The organism is Advenella mandrilli (assembly GCF_016595155.1).
Lineage (GTDB): Bacteria > Pseudomonadota > Gammaproteobacteria > Burkholderiales > Burkholderiaceae_B > Advenella > Advenella mandrilli.
The window spans coordinates 1-20,404 of the sequence record NZ_JAENGP010000006.1; the positions used below are offsets into that span (position 1 = coordinate 1).

At 49.8% G+C, this 20,404-nt stretch carries 20 protein-coding genes and 1 tRNA gene; 14 read left to right on the forward strand and 7 right to left on the reverse strand.

Annotation, left to right across the window (positions count from 1 at the left end):
- From JHL22_RS06705 to JHL22_RS06730, 6 genes are all read right to left on the reverse strand, one after another.
- Positions 1-482: IS3 family transposase (locus JHL22_RS06705; protein ID WP_200235337.1), on the reverse strand; the 482-nt coding region annotated here is incomplete at its 3' end.
- Complete coding sequence (locus JHL22_RS06710) at positions 425-949, reverse strand: helix-turn-helix domain-containing protein (protein ID WP_200235259.1); 525 nt, start codon at positions 947-949, stop codon at positions 425-427. The genes JHL22_RS06710 and JHL22_RS06705, both read right to left, overlap by 58 nt.
- A gap of 105 nt (positions 950-1,054) precedes the next feature.
- On the reverse strand, positions 1,055-1,429 hold the full coding sequence (locus JHL22_RS06715; RefSeq protein WP_200235261.1) for a tautomerase family protein: 375 nt from the start codon (positions 1,427-1,429) through the stop codon (positions 1,055-1,057).
- Between the two features lie 76 nt (positions 1,430-1,505).
- Positions 1,506-2,642, reverse strand: a complete 1,137-nt coding sequence (gene bamC / locus JHL22_RS06720) for an NlpB/DapX family lipoprotein (RefSeq protein ID WP_200235263.1) — start codon at positions 2,640-2,642, stop codon at positions 1,506-1,508.
- Positions 2,643-2,660: 18 nt separating this feature from the next.
- Positions 2,661-3,563, reverse strand: coding sequence for a 4-hydroxy-tetrahydrodipicolinate synthase (gene dapA / locus JHL22_RS06725; RefSeq protein ID WP_200235266.1), 903 nt, complete (start codon positions 3,561-3,563; stop codon positions 2,661-2,663).
- Positions 3,564-3,717: 154 nt separating this feature from the next.
- Entirely contained in the window at positions 3,718-4,341 is a 624-nt protein-coding gene (locus JHL22_RS06730) for an L-threonylcarbamoyladenylate synthase (protein WP_200235268.1), read from the reverse strand.
- Between the two features lie 162 nt (positions 4,342-4,503).
- Here JHL22_RS06730 and JHL22_RS06735 point away from each other — a divergent pair.
- The 5 genes from JHL22_RS06735 (at position 4,504) to JHL22_RS06755 (ending at position 11,226) form a co-directional block, all read left to right on the forward strand.
- Positions 4,504-4,580, forward strand: a tRNA-Arg gene (locus JHL22_RS06735).
- A 303-nt stretch (positions 4,581-4,883) separates the two neighbouring features.
- Positions 4,884-6,239 (forward strand): esterase-like activity of phytase family protein, encoded by a 1,356-nt coding sequence (locus JHL22_RS06740; protein WP_407926762.1) that lies wholly within the window; start codon positions 4,884-4,886, stop codon positions 6,237-6,239.
- Positions 6,240-6,828: 589 nt separating this feature from the next.
- Positions 6,829-8,322, forward strand: a complete 1,494-nt coding sequence (gene nirK / locus JHL22_RS06745; RefSeq protein ID WP_234041167.1) for a copper-containing nitrite reductase — start codon at positions 6,829-6,831, stop codon at positions 8,320-8,322.
- A 172-nt stretch (positions 8,323-8,494) separates the two neighbouring features.
- Entirely contained in the window at positions 8,495-9,379 is an 885-nt protein-coding gene (locus JHL22_RS06750) for a formylglycine-generating enzyme family protein (protein ID WP_200235270.1), read from the forward strand.
- Positions 9,380-9,858: 479 nt separating this feature from the next.
- A complete protein-coding gene (locus tag JHL22_RS06755) occupies positions 9,859-11,226 on the forward strand; it encodes a porin (protein WP_200235272.1) in 1,368 nt (455 codons plus the stop codon).
- Here JHL22_RS06755 and JHL22_RS06760 read toward each other — a convergent pair whose 3' ends face one another.
- Positions 11,227-11,418, reverse strand: coding sequence for a hypothetical protein (locus tag JHL22_RS06760; protein ID WP_200235274.1), 192 nt, complete (start codon positions 11,416-11,418; stop codon positions 11,227-11,229). It abuts the gene before it with no gap.
- 360 nt (positions 11,419-11,778) lie between these two features.
- Here JHL22_RS06760 and JHL22_RS06765 point away from each other — a divergent pair, with 360 nt between their 5' ends.
- The 9 genes from JHL22_RS06765 (at position 11,779) to nuoH (ending at position 20,401) form a co-directional block, all read left to right on the forward strand.
- Complete coding sequence (locus tag JHL22_RS06765) at positions 11,779-12,159, forward strand: porin (RefSeq protein WP_200235276.1); 381 nt, start codon at positions 11,779-11,781, stop codon at positions 12,157-12,159.
- Between the two features lie 189 nt (positions 12,160-12,348).
- Entirely contained in the window at positions 12,349-12,708 is a 360-nt protein-coding gene (locus JHL22_RS06770; protein WP_200235278.1) for an NADH-quinone oxidoreductase subunit A, read from the forward strand.
- A 21-nt stretch (positions 12,709-12,729) separates the two neighbouring features.
- Positions 12,730-13,215, forward strand: a complete 486-nt coding sequence (locus JHL22_RS06775; RefSeq protein WP_169294041.1) for a NuoB/complex I 20 kDa subunit family protein — start codon at positions 12,730-12,732, stop codon at positions 13,213-13,215.
- Between the two features lie 32 nt (positions 13,216-13,247).
- On the forward strand, positions 13,248-13,856 hold the full coding sequence (locus JHL22_RS06780) for an NADH-quinone oxidoreductase subunit C (RefSeq protein ID WP_200235281.1): 609 nt from the start codon (positions 13,248-13,250) through the stop codon (positions 13,854-13,856).
- A 2-nt stretch (positions 13,857-13,858) separates the two neighbouring features.
- Positions 13,859-15,115, forward strand: coding sequence for an NADH-quinone oxidoreductase subunit D (locus tag JHL22_RS06785; protein WP_200235283.1), 1,257 nt, complete (start codon positions 13,859-13,861; stop codon positions 15,113-15,115).
- A 26-nt stretch (positions 15,116-15,141) separates the two neighbouring features.
- A complete protein-coding gene (gene nuoE / locus JHL22_RS06790) occupies positions 15,142-15,633 on the forward strand; it encodes an NADH-quinone oxidoreductase subunit NuoE (RefSeq protein WP_200235285.1) in 492 nt (163 codons plus the stop codon).
- Positions 15,630-16,988 (forward strand): NADH-quinone oxidoreductase subunit NuoF, encoded by a 1,359-nt coding sequence (gene nuoF, locus JHL22_RS06795; protein ID WP_200235287.1) that lies wholly within the window; start codon positions 15,630-15,632, stop codon positions 16,986-16,988. Before nuoE ends, nuoF begins: the two co-directional genes overlap by 4 nt.
- Positions 16,989-16,997: 9 nt before the next feature.
- On the forward strand, positions 16,998-19,307 hold the full coding sequence (nuoG, locus tag JHL22_RS06800) for an NADH-quinone oxidoreductase subunit NuoG (protein WP_200235289.1): 2,310 nt from the start codon (positions 16,998-17,000) through the stop codon (positions 19,305-19,307).
- Positions 19,307-20,401, forward strand: a complete 1,095-nt coding sequence (gene nuoH / locus JHL22_RS06805; RefSeq protein ID WP_200235291.1) for an NADH-quinone oxidoreductase subunit NuoH — start codon at positions 19,307-19,309, stop codon at positions 20,399-20,401. The genes nuoG and nuoH overlap by 1 nt, the downstream gene beginning before the upstream one ends.
- The last annotated feature ends 3 nt before the right edge of the window (positions 20,402-20,404 follow it).

The following is a 20,404-nucleotide window of genomic DNA, read 5'->3' on the forward strand; positions in this document are numbered from 1 at the left end:
GAGAGGTACAGCTTTTGGCTGTTTTTGATTTTGAATTCAGTCACATCAGTTACCCATTTTTGATTCGGTTTATCGGCATCGAACTTGCGCTGGAGCACATTCGGTGCAATCTCTCCGGTGATTCCTTTATAAGATTGATATCTCTTGATGCGCACCAACGACGTCAAACCGAGCTCCTGCATCAGGCGCTGCACGGTTTTATGGTTGATCAACACCTTCTTCCTGGCGTTACGTAACGCTTGCGTGATACGCCGATAGCCATAGCGGCCCTTGTGCCACCTATAAAGACAACGAATCTTCCTTTTAGTGGCCGCGTATTTGTCCCCTACCGTCTGCGCCTTGAGATGGTAGTAGAGCGTACTGCGCGACAGGCCTGTTATCTGTAATAGCAGGTGTAGCGAATGATCTGGCCTTAACCCCTGGACTACTTGCGCTTTTTCTGCAGCGCTGCAGCCTGTTTCGCTTCGATTAAGGCCCCTAATTTTTTTAAGTAGGCATTCTCCGCACGCAAGTAGGCCAGCTCGTCCAGCAGCTCTTGCTGCGTACGTGTTTCGTCAGGCGCAGGCGCCTTGGGGAGATGTTTTTTGGGCATTTGCATTTGAATTTCACCTTTATGCGGGGGCCTCAAAGCCCCAGGTTCGCTCGTATTATACGCGCGACGCCACTTCCCTATAGTCCCTATGCTGCGGATATCATATAGTGCTGCGGCTTGCCGGTCGGATAACCCCTCCCGCTCGATGTGTTGCAGCACCTGTTGCTTGAACTCGGCACTGTATGTGGCGCGCTTGTCCTCCAGGCCGGACACGCCATGATGCTGGTAGCTCGCTACCCAATAGCGCAATTGAGAAATATCCACCCTGTAGGTATCGGCTATTAACCGATAACCACTATTTCCGGACAGATACTCCTTTACTAATTTGACTTTGAACTGCACATCATATTTTGCCATTGAAAAACCCCAATAAGTTGAAGAGGTGTCCAACTTTTTGGGGTCAGTTCAGAGCGTGGGAACGAGTAAGAGAACGAGTATTCGTCAGTCGTGCGACGGAGGCGCTTAGCGGCCTGCCGCCTTGGCACTAATGCCACCGGCCACGCCCATATTTTCTTTGGGTATATCAATGGCCATCACCCGCACATCGTCAAGAGAAATACCCAGGCTGTCGCTGGTTGCCTTGCTTAGAGCGGCAATCAGGGCTGCCTTCAGGGCTTCGGTGCGGCCTTCAATTAAATGAACATGAACGGTGGCAAACGCCTGACCTTCCTGGCCGGAAATCATCACTTCAAAAGGCTGGAACTCCTGAATGGTAACGCGGATGCTGGCAACCGAAGCGCCAATGCTTTCCTGCACCGCTGTAGTGGCGTTTTTCAACAACGCCTGTTTTTGTTCCGTGCTGTGACCGCTTAGAATTTGTGCGTGAATAAATGGCATGATTTTCCTTTGGTATTGGGCAAAAAATTCCCCTTGGCAGGCAAGGGGAAGGTATATCAAACTAATTGAAAACAGATTAATTCATTTTTTGGGCAATCACGGTTAAGATACGGCGCGCCGTCGTGCTGGAATCGGGGTTGCCGTTATAGTCACGTACCGTTACCAAAGACTGGGCACCTTGCCCGTTGACTTCGATGGTGTAGGGTAGGGGTGTTAGATTGCCCTTATCACCCCACAAACGGGTAATGAAATTGGCTTCCTGACGTTTTTCACCGGTGTCGGTATCCAGGTAACGGATAACATAAGTACCGGCCGAGGCGTTTGAGTTCTCTATTTTGAAGCCTGAAGCAGATAGCGCATTACCTACCCGGCGCCATGCCAGGTCTTGTGATTCGTTTACTGACAGGGCTGTGGAGCCTTCAACAAAATTGGCTATTTTGGGCTGGCTAATAGCGGGTGCAGCGGCCGCAGATTGCTTGATTTGCTGCTCGGCCCTGGTTTTGTCTGCACCCAGGTAAACCATTAAGCGGGACATCATGGCGGCATTCAGGCCGGGGTCTTCGTTGGCCGGCAACCATTTGAACTCGGTGCCATCGCGGTCCATTTGGGTTTCTACCATGCGTTCATGGCTAATGTAAACCTCTGTTTTGCCATTAACGCGCTCAAGACGGGTATGAAAACGTTCACGTTCGCCACTGTCCGAGACCATGTCTACAATGGAACCCAGTGCGCGACGCAGGAAGTTTCCTGGAATCTTGGCACGGTTTTCAGCCCAGTCGGTTTCAATAATGCCGGCCTTGGGGTTGTCACGGTTAATGGTGAAGCCTTCGTCTGTCCAGAAAGCAACCAGTTTGGGATAGACGATGTTGGGGTCTTGACTGATTTCCAGCCAGCGCAGGTCTCCGCTGCGGCGCACTTCAATGCCATCAATGGTTGGCAGCACGTTGACACCCTGGGCATTGGCGGCATTGGCGGCGGCCACAGACTGGTTATAGGTGCTTGCCGAAGCAGCACCGCCTGGTGCGGTGTATTGGGGCTTGATGTCGGCACTGGACAGGTCGGGTGGAATGCTTAACGGGTCACCGCGAACGGTGCTTTTGTAATCAACCTGTTCTCCATCTCCCATAAGTTCAGAAACGGCGTTGCATCCGGCAAGCAGGGTTGCAGCTGCAATTAAACCCGATGCTGTAAGATGGCGTGCATTGATGCGCATAAATCTTGATCCTTGATATTAAATAAGGCCCAGGTTTTGAAGGGCCTGGGTAACCGGAGTCTTGTTTTGTTCACTGAGTCCGCACAGGGGCAGGCGATAGCCCAGTTGTGACAAACCAAGCTGGGCAACCGCCCATTTGACAGGAATAGGGTTGGCTTCAATGAAAAGCACTTTGTTCAATTGCGTCAGTTTAGCATTCAGTTCCCGTGTTGTGGGTACATCGCCCATGCGGGCGGCAACGCATAATTCGTGCATGAGTTTTGGCGTGACATTGGCGGTTACCGAAATATTGCCGTTGGCACCCAGCAAAATAAGGGCGGCAGCGGTTGGGTCGTCGCCACTGAAAACCTGAAAATGATCGGGTTTATTAGCCAGTAGCAGGCCGCCACGGGCGATGTCGCCGGTAGCGTCTTTGATACCAATAATGTTTTGTACATTGGCCAGGCGCAAAATGGTTTCATCGCTTAAGTTGGCAACGGTGCGCCCGGGTACGTTGTACAAAATAATGGGCAAATCGCCTTCTTGCGCAATCGCGCTAAAGTGCAGGAAAAGCCCTTCTTGTGAGGGTTTGTTGTAGTAGGGCACCACTGAAAGACCGGCTTGTGCACCTACTTTTTTGGCCTGTTTAGTCAGGTAAATGGCTTCATCGGTTGCGTTGGCACCCACGCCGGCAATAATGGGAATACGGCCGGCGGCATGGGCTACGGCAACGCGGATAAGCTCGGTGTGCTCATCAAAATCTACCGTTGGCGACTCGCCCGAGGTGCCCACTACAACCAGCCCGTCAGAGCCTTCCTGTACATGCCAGTCGATTAGCTTCTTGTAGGCTTCATAGTCAATCTTGCCATTGGGCAACATAGGGGTAATTAGTGCAGGAATACTGCCTGTAAAAATAGGATATGAAGAACTGTCGACTGCCATAATTAAAAAGTCCTGAACAGGGATAAATACAAACCACTAAGCATAACGCTTTTTTGCGGATAGTTTAAGAGAATTAAAGGAGATAGATGGGAATATTGTTGAAAAAAAACACAAAAAAAGGTTTTGCCGGCATTTTTGCCGGCTTTCTCATGCTTTATAGCCCCAGACTGGCGGGGTTGCCCGCACCCATTCGTACCACTTCTGGCGTGCCGGAAGACAAGTCTATCACGGTGGTGGGGGTGCCGGGGCAGCTGCCGCTGTCAATCACACCGGCCAGCTCGTGGCTGTAATGAGCCATGATTTCTTCCGGGTCATTCAGCGGATCGGTTTCGTCCTTGGGAATTAATGTGGTGGAAAGCAGGGGTGAGCCAACCGCCTCGATCAGGGCCAGGGTAATGGGGTGATCGGGAACGCGGATGCCAATGGTTTTGCGAGAAGGGTGGGATACCCGGCGCGGTACGTCTTTGCTAGCTTCCAGGATAAACGTCCAGGGCCCTGGCGTTGCAGCCTTCAACAGACGGTATTGTTGGTTGTCGACCCGGGCAAAATGACCGATTTCTGCCAGGTCACGGCAAAGCAGGGTAAGGTGATGGCGTTCGTCAAGGCCGCGGATGCGCCGTAAATGTGCCGCCGCATCCTTGTCGTCAAGGCGGGCCATAATGGCATAGCTGGAATCGGTGGGAACCGCGATAAGCCCACCGTCGTTAATCATTTGTGCTGCCTGTTTCAGTAAGCGAGTTTGTGGATTTTGTGGATGAACATCAAATAAAATTGCCATATTAGACCCTCTTGGTTGGAATTTTTGGTGATAAATTTTTTGCTAATAAATTTATGGGTTGTTGCTAATAAATTTATGGGTTGTTGGTAATAAATTTATGGGTTGTTGTCGCTAAATTAGTGCAAATATTATTAACTCGGGTTAGAATAGCGGGCTTGTGTAGTCTCCGTAGCTCAACTGGATAGAGCACCCGCCTTCTAAGCGGGGGGTTGTGAGTTCGATTCTCGCCGGAGGCACCATTCAAATATTACACCACACCGCCTTATAAAAAAAGGTTAGACGCTGGACACCCCCGAAAGGGATGCCCAATGCAACGAAAATTGCCCTGAAAAAAAATATCTCAACCGCCTATCAAATTGGGCGGTTTTTTTATTTTTTCCTGGGAAATGGCCTATCTCCTTGGTACGCTCTTTTTACTGCGACAGAAAAGTTCATAGACTTTTCATGTTTAATTAATAGCGCCTAATTTTTTCTTTAATATACCAGTCATAAAGCTTGGCTATTCTTCCCGTACCTTATTCAAACCTCAAAGGAATAGTATTGTGAAGAAGTCGTTTCGTTTATCTATCTTAAGCCTGGTATTAAGCGCCATTTCTTTTTCTGCTCATGCGCAGCAAGAAATGCCGGCGGTACTGGAAGGTCATGCCGTTTTACCAGCCAACAGCGTGATCCAGGCACCAGACAATGCACCCCAAGACCTGAAAGTGGCCGGAAAATATACCACCCGTGCCCGTGTAGAGGAACTGGGCAGTCTCATGGGTAAATCCAATGGCCGTGATACCGGCCATAAGGTGCCTTTTAAGGGCCAACCTTTGCAGGGCCATTCAGGTATCCAGGTTATGGACGATGGCAGTGTCTGGATTGTGACCGATAACGGTTTTGGCAATAAAGCCAACTCGCCCGATTCCATGCTGTACGCCAATCACTACAACATCGACTGGAAAACCGGTGAATTCAAGCACCTTGAAACCGTCTTCCTGAGCGATCCGAATAAAAAAGTGCCTTTCCGTATTATTCATGAGGATACCAAAGAGCGTTACCTGACCGGTTCCGACTTTGACCTGGAAAGCATGCAAATTATTGGCGACAACCTCTGGTTTGGCGAAGAGTTTGGTCCTTTCCTGATTAAGGCAGATAAAAACGGTCACGTGGTGGCGGTTTTTGAAACCGAAGTAAATGGCAAGAAAATCCAGTCTCCTGACAACTATCTGGTTGCTACCCCCGGTGCGCCCGGTGAAACCTATAAAACCGTTAACCTGAAGCGATCCAAGGGTTACGAAGGCATGGCGGCCTCGGTGGATGGCAAATTCCTGTATCCGCTACTGGAAGGGCCGGTTTGGGACGAAAACACCAAAGATTGGGAAAAGTCGGGCGATAAAACCGCTTTGCGCGTGCTGGAATTTGATGTGGGGGCTGAAAAGTGGACGGGCCGTTCCTGGTTTTACCCCCTGGAAGCCAGTCACCACGCCATTGGTGACTTCAATATGATTGATGCCACCACCGCCCTGATTATTGAGCGTGACAACGGCGAAGGCACACCCGATAAAGCGTGTAAAGACGGTGAAGACCCCACCCAATGCTTTGCCGATTTGCCCAAGTTCAAGCGAGTCTACAAAGTGGAGTTCAGCCCTGAAACCGCTGGCAAGGATGCCCGTAAAATTGCCTACATTGATTTGCTGAACATTCAGGATCCCAACAAACTGGCTCGTAAACCATTAAGCAATGGTGTCTTGCAATTCCCGTTTTTTACTATTGAAAACGTGGATGTGATTGATGGTGAGCGCATTGTGGTGGGTAATGATAATAACTATCCGTTCTCTTCAAGCCGCGAGCCCAACCAGCAGGATGATAATGAGCTGATTCTGCTTAATGTAAAAGAACTGCTGCAAGCCAAATAAGCGGTAGCAGGGTGATAGGCGGGTAGGGCGTAATAAAGCTATTAATGAATAATAAATGCCCGTGCTTGCCAGTATAACGGCCAGGTGAAAACCTGGCTGTTTTCATGGTTTGATACCTTATATTTTCATGTTTTTTTTGCCTGTTTTCATAGGTAAAACATGGCTTTTTCTTCCTATACTCTATATCATTTTGGTAACATTCCTTAAAAAACGCTTAATTTTTTATATTTAAAGCTTTAATGCTTTATTAATCAATTGCTTACATTGTTTTTTTGCTTTTCGTTAATTTTTAAAGGCGCCCGAAACTGACTTAATCCCGGCTTGTATCGCAATTTTTCATCATTATTTAAAAATTTGTATCTAAAAAAACACAGGATAAATCATTAAAACGCTTTTAAAAACCAACACAGATCAAGGAGTTTTCAAAAGATACATCTTAAATATATCTTTTAGATTGGTTGTTTGATTTAAATCAGAAGTTGATCAGAATTAACCCGTAGAATTTCCATTAACGGATGTCCCGAATATGAATAACGGGAAATTATTCCTCAGGGCAATGCCGGGAAATTTTTTTATCCAGGAGAAGTAAATGAAAGTGAATAAATTAGTTGCAGCGGTCTCTATGGCATTAAGTTTGGGTATGGTGTCTGGTGTTGCCCTGGCACAAAATGCCACGGTTGTTAAAGTGGCTCTAGAGGAACCCGCTTCCGAGGCCATCAAAAAATTGCCCATCGAGCAGGCCGTGCGTGTTGCGCCCCCAATGGTGCCGCCACCCATTACCCGCAAGCATCCGGCCCGCGTGGTGGTAGAAATGGAAACCGTTGAAAAAGTCATGAAAATGGCCGATGGCGTAGACTATATGTACTGGACATTCGACAGCACCGTACCAGGCACCTTCCTGCGTGTGCGCGAAGGTGACACGGTTGAATTTCACCTGTCCAACCACCCCAGCTCAAAAATGCCACACAATATTGACTTGCACGCGGTTACCGGCCCTGGCGGCGGTGCGGCCTCTTCATTAACCGCGCCTGGGCATACCTCTGTATTCAGTTTTAAAACGCTTAACCCCGGCCTGTATGTTTACCACTGTGCCACCTCGCCGGTGGGCATGCATATTGCCAACGGCATGTATGGCTTGATTCTGGTAGAGCCCAAAGATGGCCTGCCTGAAGTTGATCGCGAATACTATGTCATGCAAGGTGACTTCTATACCAAGGGTGGCTATGGTGAACCCGGTCTGCAGCCTTTTGACATGAAAAAAGCCATTGACGAACACGCCGATTATGTGGTCTTCAACGGTTCCGTAGGTGCCCTGGCGGGTGAAAACGCCCTGAAAGCGGAAGTAGGTGAAAACGTTCGCCTGTTCGTGGGTAACGGTGGTCCCAACCTGGTGTCTTCCTTTCACGTGATTGGTGAAATCTTCGACAAAGTCTATGTTGAAGGTGGCAAACTGGTGAATGAACATATCCAGACCACCTTGGTTCCGGCCGGTGGCGCCACCATGGTTGAATTCAAGGTAGACGTGCCCGGTGACCTGGTCATGGTTGATCACTCCATCTTCCGTGCCTTTAACAAAGGTGCGCTGGGTAATATCAAAGTAACCGGCCCTGAAAACAAGGAAATTTATTCTGGCAAACAAATGGACGCGGTCTACCTGCCAGAAGGTTCCGCCATCCAGTCGGTTGATACCGGCGCGGCGCCTGCAGCGGTCGTTGCCCAGAACCTGGAAGAGAAAATCAAGTTTGGCCAGCGCGTTTATGAGGCCAACTGCCAGGCATGTCACCAGGCGGGCGGTACCGGTATTGCCGGCGCATTTCCTCCGCTGGCCGCATCCGATTACCTGAATGCTGACCACAAACGTGCTGCCAATGCCATTGTGCATGGTTTGTCCGGTGAGATTACCGTTAACGGCACCAAGTGGAACAGCGTGATGCCTGCCATGTTAATGAGCGATAATGACGTTGCCAACGTCATTACCTATGTATTAAACAGTTGGGACAACAAAGGTGGTGAAATTTCACCTGAAGACGTGGCAGCGCAACGCAAGGCAGAACCTGCGCAGGCAGTACCCGGCGCGCACTAAGCATTGCCGCAAGGCGTGCAAAGCCGGCGTGGGGGTAAGGCAGTATTGATAAGCGTCCTGTATATATTATGAACGTTATTATATATATGCCTTATTCCCTAATCCGTACACACTGCCTGCGGTGCCCGTGCACCCAAGGCAGTGTTTTGTATTTTTACCTAAAGAGTAAACGATGACAACAGCCTATTGCCAGCAGGCTTCTCAACATGCAAATGCCACACATGGCAAAAGAAACCGTGCCTGTAAACCGGTTTTGGCCGGTATTGCCGCCGTCCTGTCTGCCTTTGCCATGCAGGTGCAGGCAGTTGACATGGCCAGCTTGCCACAGGGTGAATACCGTCCCTTATATTCCAGCCAGGCCAGCCCACTGGAATGGGTCAGGGCATTTCGTATAGATACCACACCGGTTACCAACCTGGAATTTGCCAACTTCATTAAGCAGCACCCGCAATGGTCGCCCAATAACATCCAGAAAATGTTTGCCGAAGAGGGCTATCTTAAACACTGGTTAAAAGAAAATGACCAGTGGCTGCCTAAAACCATTGATGCGCAAAGCCCGGTTACCAATGTGTCCTGGTTTGCGGCCCAGGCCTACTGCAAGGCCCAAGGCAAGCGCCTGCCTACCATTGCTGAATGGGAATACACGGCCCGCGCTTCCGAAACCAAGGTGGATGCCACCAAAGACAACGACTTTACCCAAAAAATCCTAAGCTGGTATGCCAAACCCGCCACGGCTAGTCTACCTGCCATTAAACAGGGCCAGCCCAATTACTGGGGCATTTACGATATGCACGGTCTTATTTGGGAATGGACCCAAGACTTCAACGCCACCGTCTCTAGCAAGCTGCAAAAATCCAATCTTGAAGAGGTTGAAGTGGATGGACGTACCCTAAGCCTGGACTTGGGTGCATTTTGTGGTGCCGGCGCCGAAGGCGTGGCAGACCCCAGCGACTACGCCGCCTTCATGCGCTATGGTTTCAGGTCTAGCCTGAAAGCCCCCTTTACACTAGACACATTAGGCTTCAGATGTGCCATGGACGGGGCCGCAACCCCTTAGATAAACAAGGGCAATTAACCATTTGCAGCTTGTTGATCACATTAATCGCCCGCATTGCCGGGCGTTTTTGTATTAAAACAACAAATGTGTTATATTTTAACAACACGGAAAATGCAGGCTTATTGATGTAGTTGCGTTGTAAACAACATATCGCGCATTAATAATTGCAGTGCTGACCAATCGGCAGTACAGTAAAGATTCATGCGGTTTTAGACGTATGTCTTAAAGTGTTTCGTTGGGTGAGCTTAACAGTTTCGAAGGGAAAATGGCTTGCTTGATAATCGGTCTGTTGCATCGGCTTTGTTGCTCTGTACCAACATAAAAACCACAAAAAACGGTTTTTATGAAGAAGTTGGTAGCCAGAAAGTCAAAAATTTGGTGCAATAACTACAACTTCCCTTCGCGGAGTTTTATAGAGCGGTAGAACATAATGTCTTGATCGCTGCTCTGATCACTCAAAATCTACGGAGATTTAACAAATGAAAAAGACTTTGCTAACTGCAGCTCTAGTTGCTGGCTTTGCTAGCGTAGCTCACGCAGAATCATCAGTAACACTGTACGGTGTGGTTGACGGTGGCGTTGGTTACACAAGCGTTAAAACAAATTACGATGTATCTGAATACTATAATGGTGTATATCAGGGTTCTATTTCAGCAACCGGTAAAGATCGTGGCTTCGGTGTTAAATCCGGTGTTCAGTCAGGCAACCGTTGGGGCCTGAAGGGTACAGAAGATCTGGGTAATGGTACCAGCGCAATCTTCCAACTGGAAAGTGGTTTCAACCTGGGTAATGGTCGTCACCTGCAAGGTGATCGTTTGTTCGGTCGTAAAGCCATTCTGGGTCTGACTGGCGAAAGCTGGGGTACAGTAACCCTGGGTCGTCAATACAACGTTGGTGATGACTTCCTGGCTCCTATTGATCCATTCGGTACAGGCTTCGGTCAAGCTGCTGTAACTAACACTGCTGGCGTAAGCTGGTCAGGTCGTTACGATTCATCTGTTAAATATCTGTCTCCAAACTTTAGCGGCTTCCAAGTTGGTTTGGCTTGGGCAGGTACTAACAATAAATCTGACTACGATGTAACTGTTTCTACTCCAGGTGGTTGGGCATCAGAATCTATCCGTACAAAAGAGAACGATAATCTGTTCAACTTAGGTGTTGCCTATAATAACGGTCCAATCCAAGCTGCTTTGGTATGGGATCATCAGAATCAGAAAGATCGTTTCTCTCTTTCTCAGTCTGATTCAAGTGGTTTCTCTAACTCAGTATCTGGTACAAGTAAATCTACCGTTGATGCATGGAACCTGGGCTTCGCCTATGATTTCGATGTTGTCAAACTACACTTGGGTATCGGTCAACAGCGTGATGGCCTAATCCGTGATTCAGATGGTAGTTCAGGCTTGTTGGGCTCATTGGCAGGTACTGATGCGGCTGCTTCTGCTACCTTGCCAAATCTGATTGGAACAGCTGGTAGCTTTTTGGGTGATTTCTACGGTGAAGGTTACAAACAAACTCACTGGATGGTTGGTTTGTCAGCACCAGTTAGCGAAGCCGGTAAAGTGCTGTTCTCTTACCAAGGTGCACATGGTAAAAACAGTGACTCAGGTCTTAATGGGTTTGGTGGAGCATACTCTTGGAATGCAAAATCACGCACTAACATCTTCAGCTTAGGCTATACACACAACCTGTCTAAGCGTACTAACCTGTATGCACTGGCTTCTTATGGTACATACAAAGTAACTGGCAACGGTTCAGTTGTTTACAGTGCAAATGATATCGATTCTGCTAATGGACGTATCAAAACCAAAGCAACACAAATCAACGTTGGTTTGCGTCACCGCTTCTAATCAATCACATGGTTTAACCATGTAATTGAATAAAGTAAAAAAACCACCTGTAAAAACAGGTGGTTTTTTTATAGCTGCTCGGTTTTTAAAGGTTTTTTGTTTGGGTTTTAAATTGGCATTTGATTTTCCAGGTGTGTCATGTTGGGTTCTTGATTGGCGGCGTGCAATCACTCTGCGGCTTTGCTCTGTCACAGGCGTATGCATAACTTTCTAGAACAGGTAAAAGGTGTGGAAAGTGCAGCCTCCTGCAGCGACTTCGGCCCGCAGGGGCGTCGGAGCAAAGGAGGCTGCACTTTCCGCGCCGCTCTAAAGAAGAACGAATCCAATCCTAAAATCGAATAAATTCCATAACTGAACGCATTGCCAAATAGAATGAATTTGTAAAACACCTTCCTGTAACCCGATCAAACCAATATCATGGTAGAAAAATACTGGCTCAAAACGCATTGAATAGCTTGCTGCATAAAGAACATACCCGCTTGAGCGAAATAAACAAGCATGTTCTACTACTGACAGGCATTCACCCAACGGCATGAAACAGGAATTTTTACAATGGCTTCTACCTCAGCAACCCCTAAGAATGCCCTGCACCTGGCAGGCATATTACTCATCACCTTAACCTTACCAGCCACCACCCACGCCACGAGCCTCCAGCTCTATGGCACCCTGGATGGCGGTTTTTACTCCCATTCCAGCAAAACCCAAGGCCATTTCATCCATCCTGGCACCAGCCAATCAACCCCCTTTTCCATCCGTTCCCAAAACAGTGGGATTGGCAGTGGCCTGAAAGACGAAAGCAAAATAGGTCTACGCGGATCGCATAATATAGGTGGTGGCAACCGGATATTTTTTGAGCTGGAAGAAGAAATTGATATTGCCACCGGACATCGTAGCCGTGATAGGGGTACCCGGGTAATAGGCATTGGTGGATAGTAGAAAAATATTCAATTAATAAAAACTACTTGCCCTGTCAAGTGGTTTTGCAATTAACATTAATAAAAATAAAAAAACATGAAATATGTCGTTTTCCCTAAGTGATTGGGTATCAACCTGCCGATGAAATGATACAATCAGAAGGTTTAAGAAATTTAATCAAGTTTTCAATTTAGGTGGCTGCGTAACATGAATTTAGCTGAATATTTTCCAGTATTACTGTTTATTCTCGTTGCGGGTGGTTTGGGTGCATTTCTGTTGCTAGCGGGGCGTTTTCTGGGTCCCAACCGGCCAGACCCTGAAAAAAACTCACCCTACGAGTGCGGATTTGAGGCCTTCGAAGATGCGCGCATGAAATTTGACGTGCGCTACTATCTCGTTGCCATCCTGTTTATTCTGTTCGATCTTGAAATCGCCTATCTTTTCCCATGGGCTATTGCCAACGGGCATGTTGGTCTGGTTGGTTTCTGGACCGTCATTGTGTTCCTGGCAGTCCTTACTGCCGGTTTTGTTTACGAATGGAAAAAGGGTGCACTTGACTGGGATTAATCCAAGCGGTGTCTAAAAACTATGTCTGATCAAAATGTATTAAATAAACAGGGCTTTCTGGTTACCAGTGCCGATGCCGTCATCAACTGGGCCAAAACCGGCTCCATGTGGCCCGCCACCTTCGGTCTGGCCTGCTGCGCGGTTGAAATGATGCACGCCGGTGCCGCCCGATATGACCTTGACCAATTCGGTATCATCTTCCGCCCCAGTCCCCGTCAATCCGACGTCATGATCGTGGCCGGTACCCTTTGCAATAAAATGGCTGCTCCCCTGCGTAAAGTTTACGACCAAATGGCCGAACCCCGCTGGGTCGTTTCCATGGGTTCCTGTGCCAACGGTGGTGGCTACTACCACTACTCCTACTCAGTCGTTCGGGGCTGCGATCGCATCGTGCCGGTTGATATCTACGTTCCGGGCTGTCCGCCAACAGCAGAAGCCCTCATCTACGGCATGTTGCAGTTGCAGAATAAAATCCGCCATACCAACACCATTGCGCGTGAAGCGTAAGATGTTGGCAAGCTAAGGTTCACGAAAATCCTATGTCTCGTTTACAAACTTTAAAACAAAATGTGCTTGCCCATCTGGGCGATCAGCTCAACCTGATCGAAGCCTATGGTGAGCTCACCCTGGAAATCCCGGCCAACAAATGGCAGGAAACCTGTACGCGTCTGCGCGACACGCCTGAACTGGGTTTTGAAACCGCCATCGACCTGGCAGGTGTAGACTACTCTACCTGGGGTGCACCGGCCGTTAACGCCGCCGAAAAATTCCCAGCGCGCTTTGCGGTTGCCGTTCAATTGCTGTCATTACGCAATAATTGGCGTCTGCGCATTCGTGCCTGGGCGCCCAATGATGAATTTCCCATGGTGGCCTCGCTCATTAACGTATGGCCAACCCTTAACTGGTTCGAGCGCGAAGCCTTCGATCTGTACGGTATTGTGTTCGACGGTCACCCCGACCTGCGTCGTATTCTTACCGACTACGGTTTCATCGGACACCCGTTCCGCAAAGACTTCCCCATTTCCGGTCACGTTGAAATGCGCTACGACGAAGAAGCCAAACGCGTCATTTACCAGCCAGTTACCATAGACCCGCGTGAAATCACGCCAAGGGTAATTCGTGAAGAAGGTTACGGAGCAGGACGTTAAACATGTCAGAAATTAAAAACTATACCCTTAACTTCGGCCCCCAGCACCCGGCAGCCCACGGTGTGCTCCGTCTTATTCTTGAAATGAACGGCGAAGTCATCCAGCGGGCTGACCCGCATATTGGCCTGTTGCACCGTGCAACAGAAAAACTGGCCGAACACAAAACCTATTTGCAGGCCCTGCCATACATGGACCGGCTCGATTACGTCTCCATGATGTGCAACGAGCACGCCTATGTCATGGCCATCGAAAAACTGCTAGGCCTGGAAGTTCCCCTGCGGGCACAGTATATCCGCGTCATGTTCGACGAAATCACCCGTCTTCTGAATCACCTCATGAGTGTGGGTACCCACGCCCTTGACGTGGGCGCCATGGCGGTCATGCTGTATGCTTTCCGTGAACGCGAAGACCTGATGGACTGCTACGAAGCCGTCTCGGGTGCCCGTATGCACGCGGCCTATTATCGTCCCGGTGGCGTATATCGTGACCTGCCCGATACCATGCCCAAAAACAACATGGACACCAAATACCGCAGCAAGCGCGACATAGACCGCATGAACGAAGACCGCGAAGGCTCGTTGCTGGACTTCATCGAGGCGTTCACCAAGCGCTTCCCAGGCTGTGTTGACGAGTACGAAACACTGCTTACCGACAACCGCATCTGGAAACAGCGTCTGGTGGGTATTGGTGTGGTAGACCCTGAACGCGCCAAGGCCCTGGGCTTTACCGGCCCCATGCTGCGTGGTTCAGGGGTTGAGTGGGACTTGCGTAAAAAAGAACCTTACGAAGTTTATGATCGCCTGGATTTTGATATCCCGGTTGGCGTCAATGGCGATTGTTACGACCGTTATCTGGTACGTGTGGCCGAAATGCGTGAAAGTAACCGCATTATTGCCCAGTGCGTGCACTGGTTGCGTAACAACCCCGGCCCGGTCATTACCAGTAACCACAAAATCGCGCCACCCAAACGCGAAAGCATGAAGACCAACATGGAAGAGCTGATTCACCACTTCAAGCTGTTCTCTGAAGGCTTCCCGGTGCCGGCCGGTGAGGTTTACTCTGCGGTAGAGCACCCCAAAGGTGAGTTTGGTATTTATATGGTGTCCGATGGCGCCAACAAGCCTTATCGCCTTAAAATCCGTGCGCCCGGCTTTGTCCACTTGCAATCCCTAGATGAAATGTCTCGTGGTCACATGCTGGCTGATGCCGTAACCATTATCGGTACACAAGATATCGTGTTCGGTGAAATTGATCGCTAATACTGGCGAATAACTGGATAGTAAAAATGTTGCTTTCTGAACAGGCTTATACAAAGATTGATAAAGAGCTGGCAAAGTATCCCGCCGATCAGCGTTCGTCTGCCATCATGTCTTCCCTTCGTATTGCACAAGAAGAGAACGGTTGGCTGTCAAGCGATCTGATCGCCGAAATAGCCGGCTATATCGGGGTAGAACCCATTGCAGTCCAAGAGGTTGCCACCTTTTACGACATGTTTGATATGAAACCCGTTGGCAAATTCAAAATTACGGTATGCACCAATTTGCCCTGTGCCCTGCGTGATGGTGTGAAAACCGCCGAATATATCAAAGAAAAACTGGGCATTGGTTTTGGTGAAACTACTTCTGATGGCGCCTTTACCCTGAAAGAGGGCGAGTGCATGGGCGCCTGTGGCGATTCACCTATTTTGCTAGTCAATAATCACCATATGTGTGTGCGCATGTCACAGGAAAAAATTGATGAAATGCTGGCTGATATGCTCAAGGAGGCACAGGCATGAGTTTCCTTGATAAATACTCCCACGGTTTAATTGCCAATCCGGGTAATGACCTGTCCAACAGCATGGCGCTGCATGGCCGTCATATCAAGCCACAAATTCTTGATGGCATTAATGGCGAGAACTGGCACCTGGACGATTACGTCAAGCGCGGTGGCTACGAAGCCCTGCGTAAAATCCTTACAACGGGACTGTCCCAGGAAGACGTGATTGCCGAAATCAAGGCCTCCGGCCTGCGTGGCCGTGGTGGTGCGGGTTTCCCAACCGGCCTTAAATGGAGCTTCATGCCCCGCACGTTCCCGGGCCAGAAATATCTGGTCTGCAACTCCGACGAAGGCGAGCCGGGTACCTTTAAAGACCGCGATATTCTGCGCTTCAATCCGCATTCGGTTATTGAAGGCATGGCCATTGGTGCCTATGCCATGGGTATTTCTGTTGGATACAACTATATCCACGGTGAGGTTTTTGAAATTTACAAGCGTTTCGAAGAAGCGCTTGAAGAAGCGCGCAAGGCCGGCTTCCTGGGTGATAACATCCTGGGTTCCAGCTTTAGCTTCCAGCTGCATGCGCATCATGGCTATGGTGCCTATATTTGTGGTGAAGAAACCGCCTTGCTCGAATCCCTTGAAGGCAAGAAAGGCCAACCGCGATTCAAACCGCCATTTCCGGCCAGTTTTGGCCTGTATGGCAAGCCAAGTACTATTAACAATACCGAAACCTTTGCGGCTGTCCCCTGGATTATCCGTAACGGCGGGCAGCAATACCTTGAGGTGGGCAAGCCCAATAATGGTGGTACCAAGCTGTTTTCCATCACCGGTGATGTAGAGCGTCCCGGTACCTATGAAATTCCGCTAGGCACACCCTTTGCCACCCTGCTTGAACTGGCCGGCGGCATGCGTAACGGGCGTAAGCTAAAAGCGGTTATTCCCGGTGGTTCCAGTGCGCCCGTACTGCCCGCCGACATCATGATGGATACCACCATGGACTATGACTCTATCGCCAAGGCCGGCTCTATGCTGGGTTCTGGCGCGGTTACCGTCATGGATGAATCCCGTTGCATGGTTAAATCATTGCTGCGCCTGTCTTACTTCTATTTTGAAGAAAGCTGCGGCCAGTGTACGCCATGCCGTGAGGGTACCGGCTGGTTGTACCGTATTGTCAATCGCATCGAAAACGGTCAGGGTCGTCCTGAAGACCTGGATATGCTTGACTCGGTTGCCAGCAATATCATGGGACGCACAATTTGTGCATTGGGCGACGCGGCAGCCATGCCCGTACGCGGTTTCTTAAAGCATTATCGCGATGAGTTCGCGCACCACATCGAGCATAAGCAATGTGTGGTTCCTCACTATTTGTAGGTCAAAGCAATGGTTGAACTTACCATAGACGGCAAACCCGTATCAGTGCCTGAAGGCAGCATGGTTATGCATGCCGCCCAGGAACTGGGGGTCTACGTGCCGCATTTCTGTTATCACAAAAAACTTTCTATTGCTGCCAGCTGCCGTATGTGTCTGGTTGAGGTAGAAAAAGCCCCTAAAGCCTTGCCTGCATGCGCAACACCGGTTACGCAGGGCATGATTGTTCATACCTGTTCTGCCAAGGCGGTTGCTGCACAAAAGGCAGTCATGGAGTTCCTGCTTATTAATCACCCCCTTGATTGCCCCATTTGCGATCAGGGCGGAGAGTGTCAGTTGCAGGACTTGTCCGTGGGTTATGGAGAATCCGCATCCCGCTACAAAGAAGAAAAACGGGTGGTTTTCCATAAAGACGTGGGTCCGTTAATTTCAGCCGAAGAAATGACTCGCTGCATTCATTGCACGCGATGCATCCGTTTCGGTCAGGAAGTAGGCGGCATTATGGAGCTAGGCATGGTTGGCCGCGGCGAACACGCCGAAATTACCACTTTTGTGGGTCATTCCATTGATTCCGAACTGTCTGGCAACATGATTGATGTATGCCCGGTGGGTGCGTTAACGTCAAAACCTTTCCGCTACACGGCCCGTACCTGGGAACTGGCCCGTCGCCGTTCAGTCAGCCCGCACGACAGCGTGGGCAGCAATCTGGTCGTGCAGGTCAAGGGTGAGCAGGTCATGCGTGTGGTTCCCTTCGAAAACGAAGACGTTAACGAATGCTGGATTACCGATAAAGACCGCTGGTCGTATGAAGGCCTGAACAGCGAAGACCGTTTGCAAACCCCCATGATCAAAGGGGACGACAACGTATGGCGCGAGGCTTCCTGGAATGACGCCTTAACCGCTGCCGCACAAGCACTGGGCCGCATTAACGAGACCCAGGGTATTGGTCAGATTGGTGCCTTGGCCACCGAATATTCAACCGTTGAAGAATTGGCGTTGTTAGGGCGCCTGGTACGCGGTTTGGGTTCCGAGCATATTGATTTTCGCCTGCGCCAGAACGATGCCGGTTTTGAAGCGGCATTAAACGGTGTGCCATGGCTGGGTATGCCCATTACAGAACTCAATAACCTTGATCGTGTATTGGTTGTTGGGTCAACCCTGCGCAAAGATCATCCTTTGTTTGCACAGCGCCTGCGTCAGGCTGCTAAACATGGCACACAAATTGTCCTTATAGACAGTTTTGGCGATAATCCACTGTTCCCGGTTGCCGCCCGTATCACGGTTGCACCCAGCCAGCTGGCGGCAACGCTGGCCCAGGTTGGCCGTGCACTGGTGGCCCAAAAAGAGGGCACCCAGGCCGATGGTACCGATCCTGTTCAGAAAGCAGCGGCAATTCTGGCCAGTGGCAGCAATAGTGCTGTATTACTGGGTAATACGGCGGTTTCTGCCCCCGATGCGTCCAATATTGCCGCCTATGCACAAGCGGTGGCCAATGGTATTAACGGCAAACTGGGCTTTTTAACTGCAGGTGCCAATACGGTGGGCGGTTATCTGGCGGGGGCCGTGGCTAAAGAAAATGGCATGAACCTGCCCAAGATGTTGCAAAACCCATTAAAGGCATTTATTGTCTTGCACGCAGAACCCAAACTGGACTGCGATAATGGCGTTCAGGCCCAGGAAATGCTGACCAATGCGTTTTCAATTGCATTAACCCCGTTCAAATCAGCGGCCCAGGACTGGGCTCGCATCATGTTGCCGGTGGCGCCGTTCACTGAAACCTCCGGTACCTTTGTCAATGCCGAAGGCCGTGCCCAAAGCTTCAAGGGTGTGGTGGCCGGAAAAGGCCAAAGCCGTCCGGGCTGGAAAGTCCTGCGTGTGCTGGGCAATATCCTGAAACTGTCAGACTTCGAAGACGAAACATCCGAAACTATTCGCGATGCCGTGTTGCAAAATGGTTACGTTGCGCGTCTGGGCAACAAGGTCGTGACAGATCCCCAAGTGCCTGCCGTGGCACCTGTTGGTCTTGAACGGGTGGCTGATGTGCCTGTTTACCGCACCGACGCCATGGTTCGCCGTGCCGAGTCCTTGCAACTGTCTCCGGCCAGTGTTATCCCCCGCGTGCGCATGAATGCGCAAACCATGACCTCACTGGAACTGGCTAACGGTATTCAGGTAAAAGTGAAATCCGCTAGCGGTGAAGTTATCCTTGAGCTTGAGCAGGACGACACGTTGGCCAACAATACCGTGCGTATTTCCCACGCATTCGAACAAACTGCAGCATTGGGTAGTGCCTTTGCTCAACTCACTGTGGAGCGCGTCTAATGGATATCTGGTCTTGGTTCACTGATGGTGTTGCCGCATTTGACGCCTGGGGCGCCGATCTGATTGGTGCAACACCGTGGTTGGTCATCTGGTCAATCATTAAAATCCTGGTTATCGCCTTGCCAATCATTATTTGTGTGGCTTTCCTTACTTTGTGGGAACGTCGCATGATTGGTTACATGCATATTCGTCGTGGCCCCAACCGGGTGGGTCCTGGCGGTATTTTGCAGCCTTTTGCAGACGTATTCAAACTACTCACGAAAGAGGTGATTGTTCCTGAAAAAGCCAATAAGGTGCTTTATATTCTGGCACCCATCATGACTTTGCTGCCAGCGTTGGCCGCATGGGCCGTGATTCCATTTGGTCCGGAAACCGTGCTGGCAAACGTTAATGCCGGTTTGCTGTATGTCATGGCCATTACCTCGCTGGGTGTTTATGGCGTGATTATCGCAGGCTGGGCATCCAACTCCAAATATCCGTTTCTGGGTGCCATGCGTGCTTCGGCGCAAATGATTTCCTATGAACTGGGTATGGGTGTTGTACTGGTTACCGTCTTGCTGGTGTCTGGTACGTTAAATATGAACGGTATTGTTCAGGGCCAATTAACGGGCTGGTTTGCCGATCGTGGCCTTAACTTTCTGTCATGGAACTGGTTGCCCCTGTTGCCCCTGTTCGTGGTGTATGTCATTTCAATTGTTGCTGAAACCTGCCGTCACCCATTCGACGTGGTCGAAGGGGAGTCTGAAATTGTGGCCGGGCATATGGTTGAGTATTCAGGTATGGGCTTTGCCATGTTCTTCCTGGCTGAATACGCCAACATGATCCTGTTGTCGGCCATGGCTTCCATCATGTTCCTGGGCGGCTGGTCATCACCGCTGGATTTTGCGCCATTTAACTGGATTCCGGGTTGGTTGTGGCTGGGCCTTAAAACATTCTTTGTCGTGTCCTTCTTTATTTGGTTCCGGGCTTCATTTCCCCGCTATCGTTACGACCAGATCATGCGTCTGGGGTGGAAAGTATTTCTTCCGTTAACGGGTGTGTGGTTGCTGATTGTTGCCATTTGGATGCAGACACCGTTCAATATTTGGAAATAGGCT

Coding starts and splice junctions, on each gene's coding strand:
- nirK (WP_234041167.1), top strand. CDS start 6,829: ATGAAAGTGAATAAATTAGTTGCAGCGGTCTCTATGGCATTAAGTTTG.
- JHL22_RS06730 (WP_200235268.1), bottom strand. CDS start 4,341: ATGGCAATTTTATTTGATGTTCATCCACAAAATCCACAAACTCGCTTA.
- JHL22_RS06750 (WP_200235270.1), top strand. CDS start 8,495: ATGACAACAGCCTATTGCCAGCAGGCTTCTCAACATGCAAATGCCACA.
- JHL22_RS06765 (WP_200235276.1), top strand. CDS start 11,779: ATGGCTTCTACCTCAGCAACCCCTAAGAATGCCCTGCACCTGGCAGGC.
- dapA (WP_200235266.1), bottom strand. CDS start 3,563: ATGGCAGTCGACAGTTCTTCATATCCTATTTTTACAGGCAGTATTCCT.
- nuoF (WP_200235287.1), top strand. CDS start 15,630: ATGAGTTTCCTTGATAAATACTCCCACGGTTTAATTGCCAATCCGGGT.
- nuoG (WP_200235289.1), top strand. CDS start 16,998: ATGGTTGAACTTACCATAGACGGCAAACCCGTATCAGTGCCTGAAGGC.
- nuoE (WP_200235285.1), top strand. CDS start 15,142: ATGTTGCTTTCTGAACAGGCTTATACAAAGATTGATAAAGAGCTGGCA.
- JHL22_RS06770 (WP_200235278.1), top strand. CDS start 12,349: ATGAATTTAGCTGAATATTTTCCAGTATTACTGTTTATTCTCGTTGCG.
- JHL22_RS06715 (WP_200235261.1), bottom strand. CDS start 1,429: ATGCCATTTATTCACGCACAAATTCTAAGCGGTCACAGCACGGAACAA.
- JHL22_RS06780 (WP_200235281.1), top strand. CDS start 13,248: ATGTCTCGTTTACAAACTTTAAAACAAAATGTGCTTGCCCATCTGGGC.
- JHL22_RS06775 (WP_169294041.1), top strand. CDS start 12,730: ATGTCTGATCAAAATGTATTAAATAAACAGGGCTTTCTGGTTACCAGT.
- JHL22_RS06710 (WP_200235259.1), bottom strand. CDS start 949: ATGGCAAAATATGATGTGCAGTTCAAAGTCAAATTAGTAAAGGAGTAT.
- JHL22_RS06785 (WP_200235283.1), top strand. CDS start 13,859: ATGTCAGAAATTAAAAACTATACCCTTAACTTCGGCCCCCAGCACCCG.
- bamC (WP_200235263.1), bottom strand. CDS start 2,642: ATGCGCATCAATGCACGCCATCTTACAGCATCGGGTTTAATTGCAGCT.
- nuoH (WP_200235291.1), top strand. CDS start 19,307: ATGGATATCTGGTCTTGGTTCACTGATGGTGTTGCCGCATTTGACGCC.
- JHL22_RS06755 (WP_200235272.1), top strand. CDS start 9,859: ATGAAAAAGACTTTGCTAACTGCAGCTCTAGTTGCTGGCTTTGCTAGC.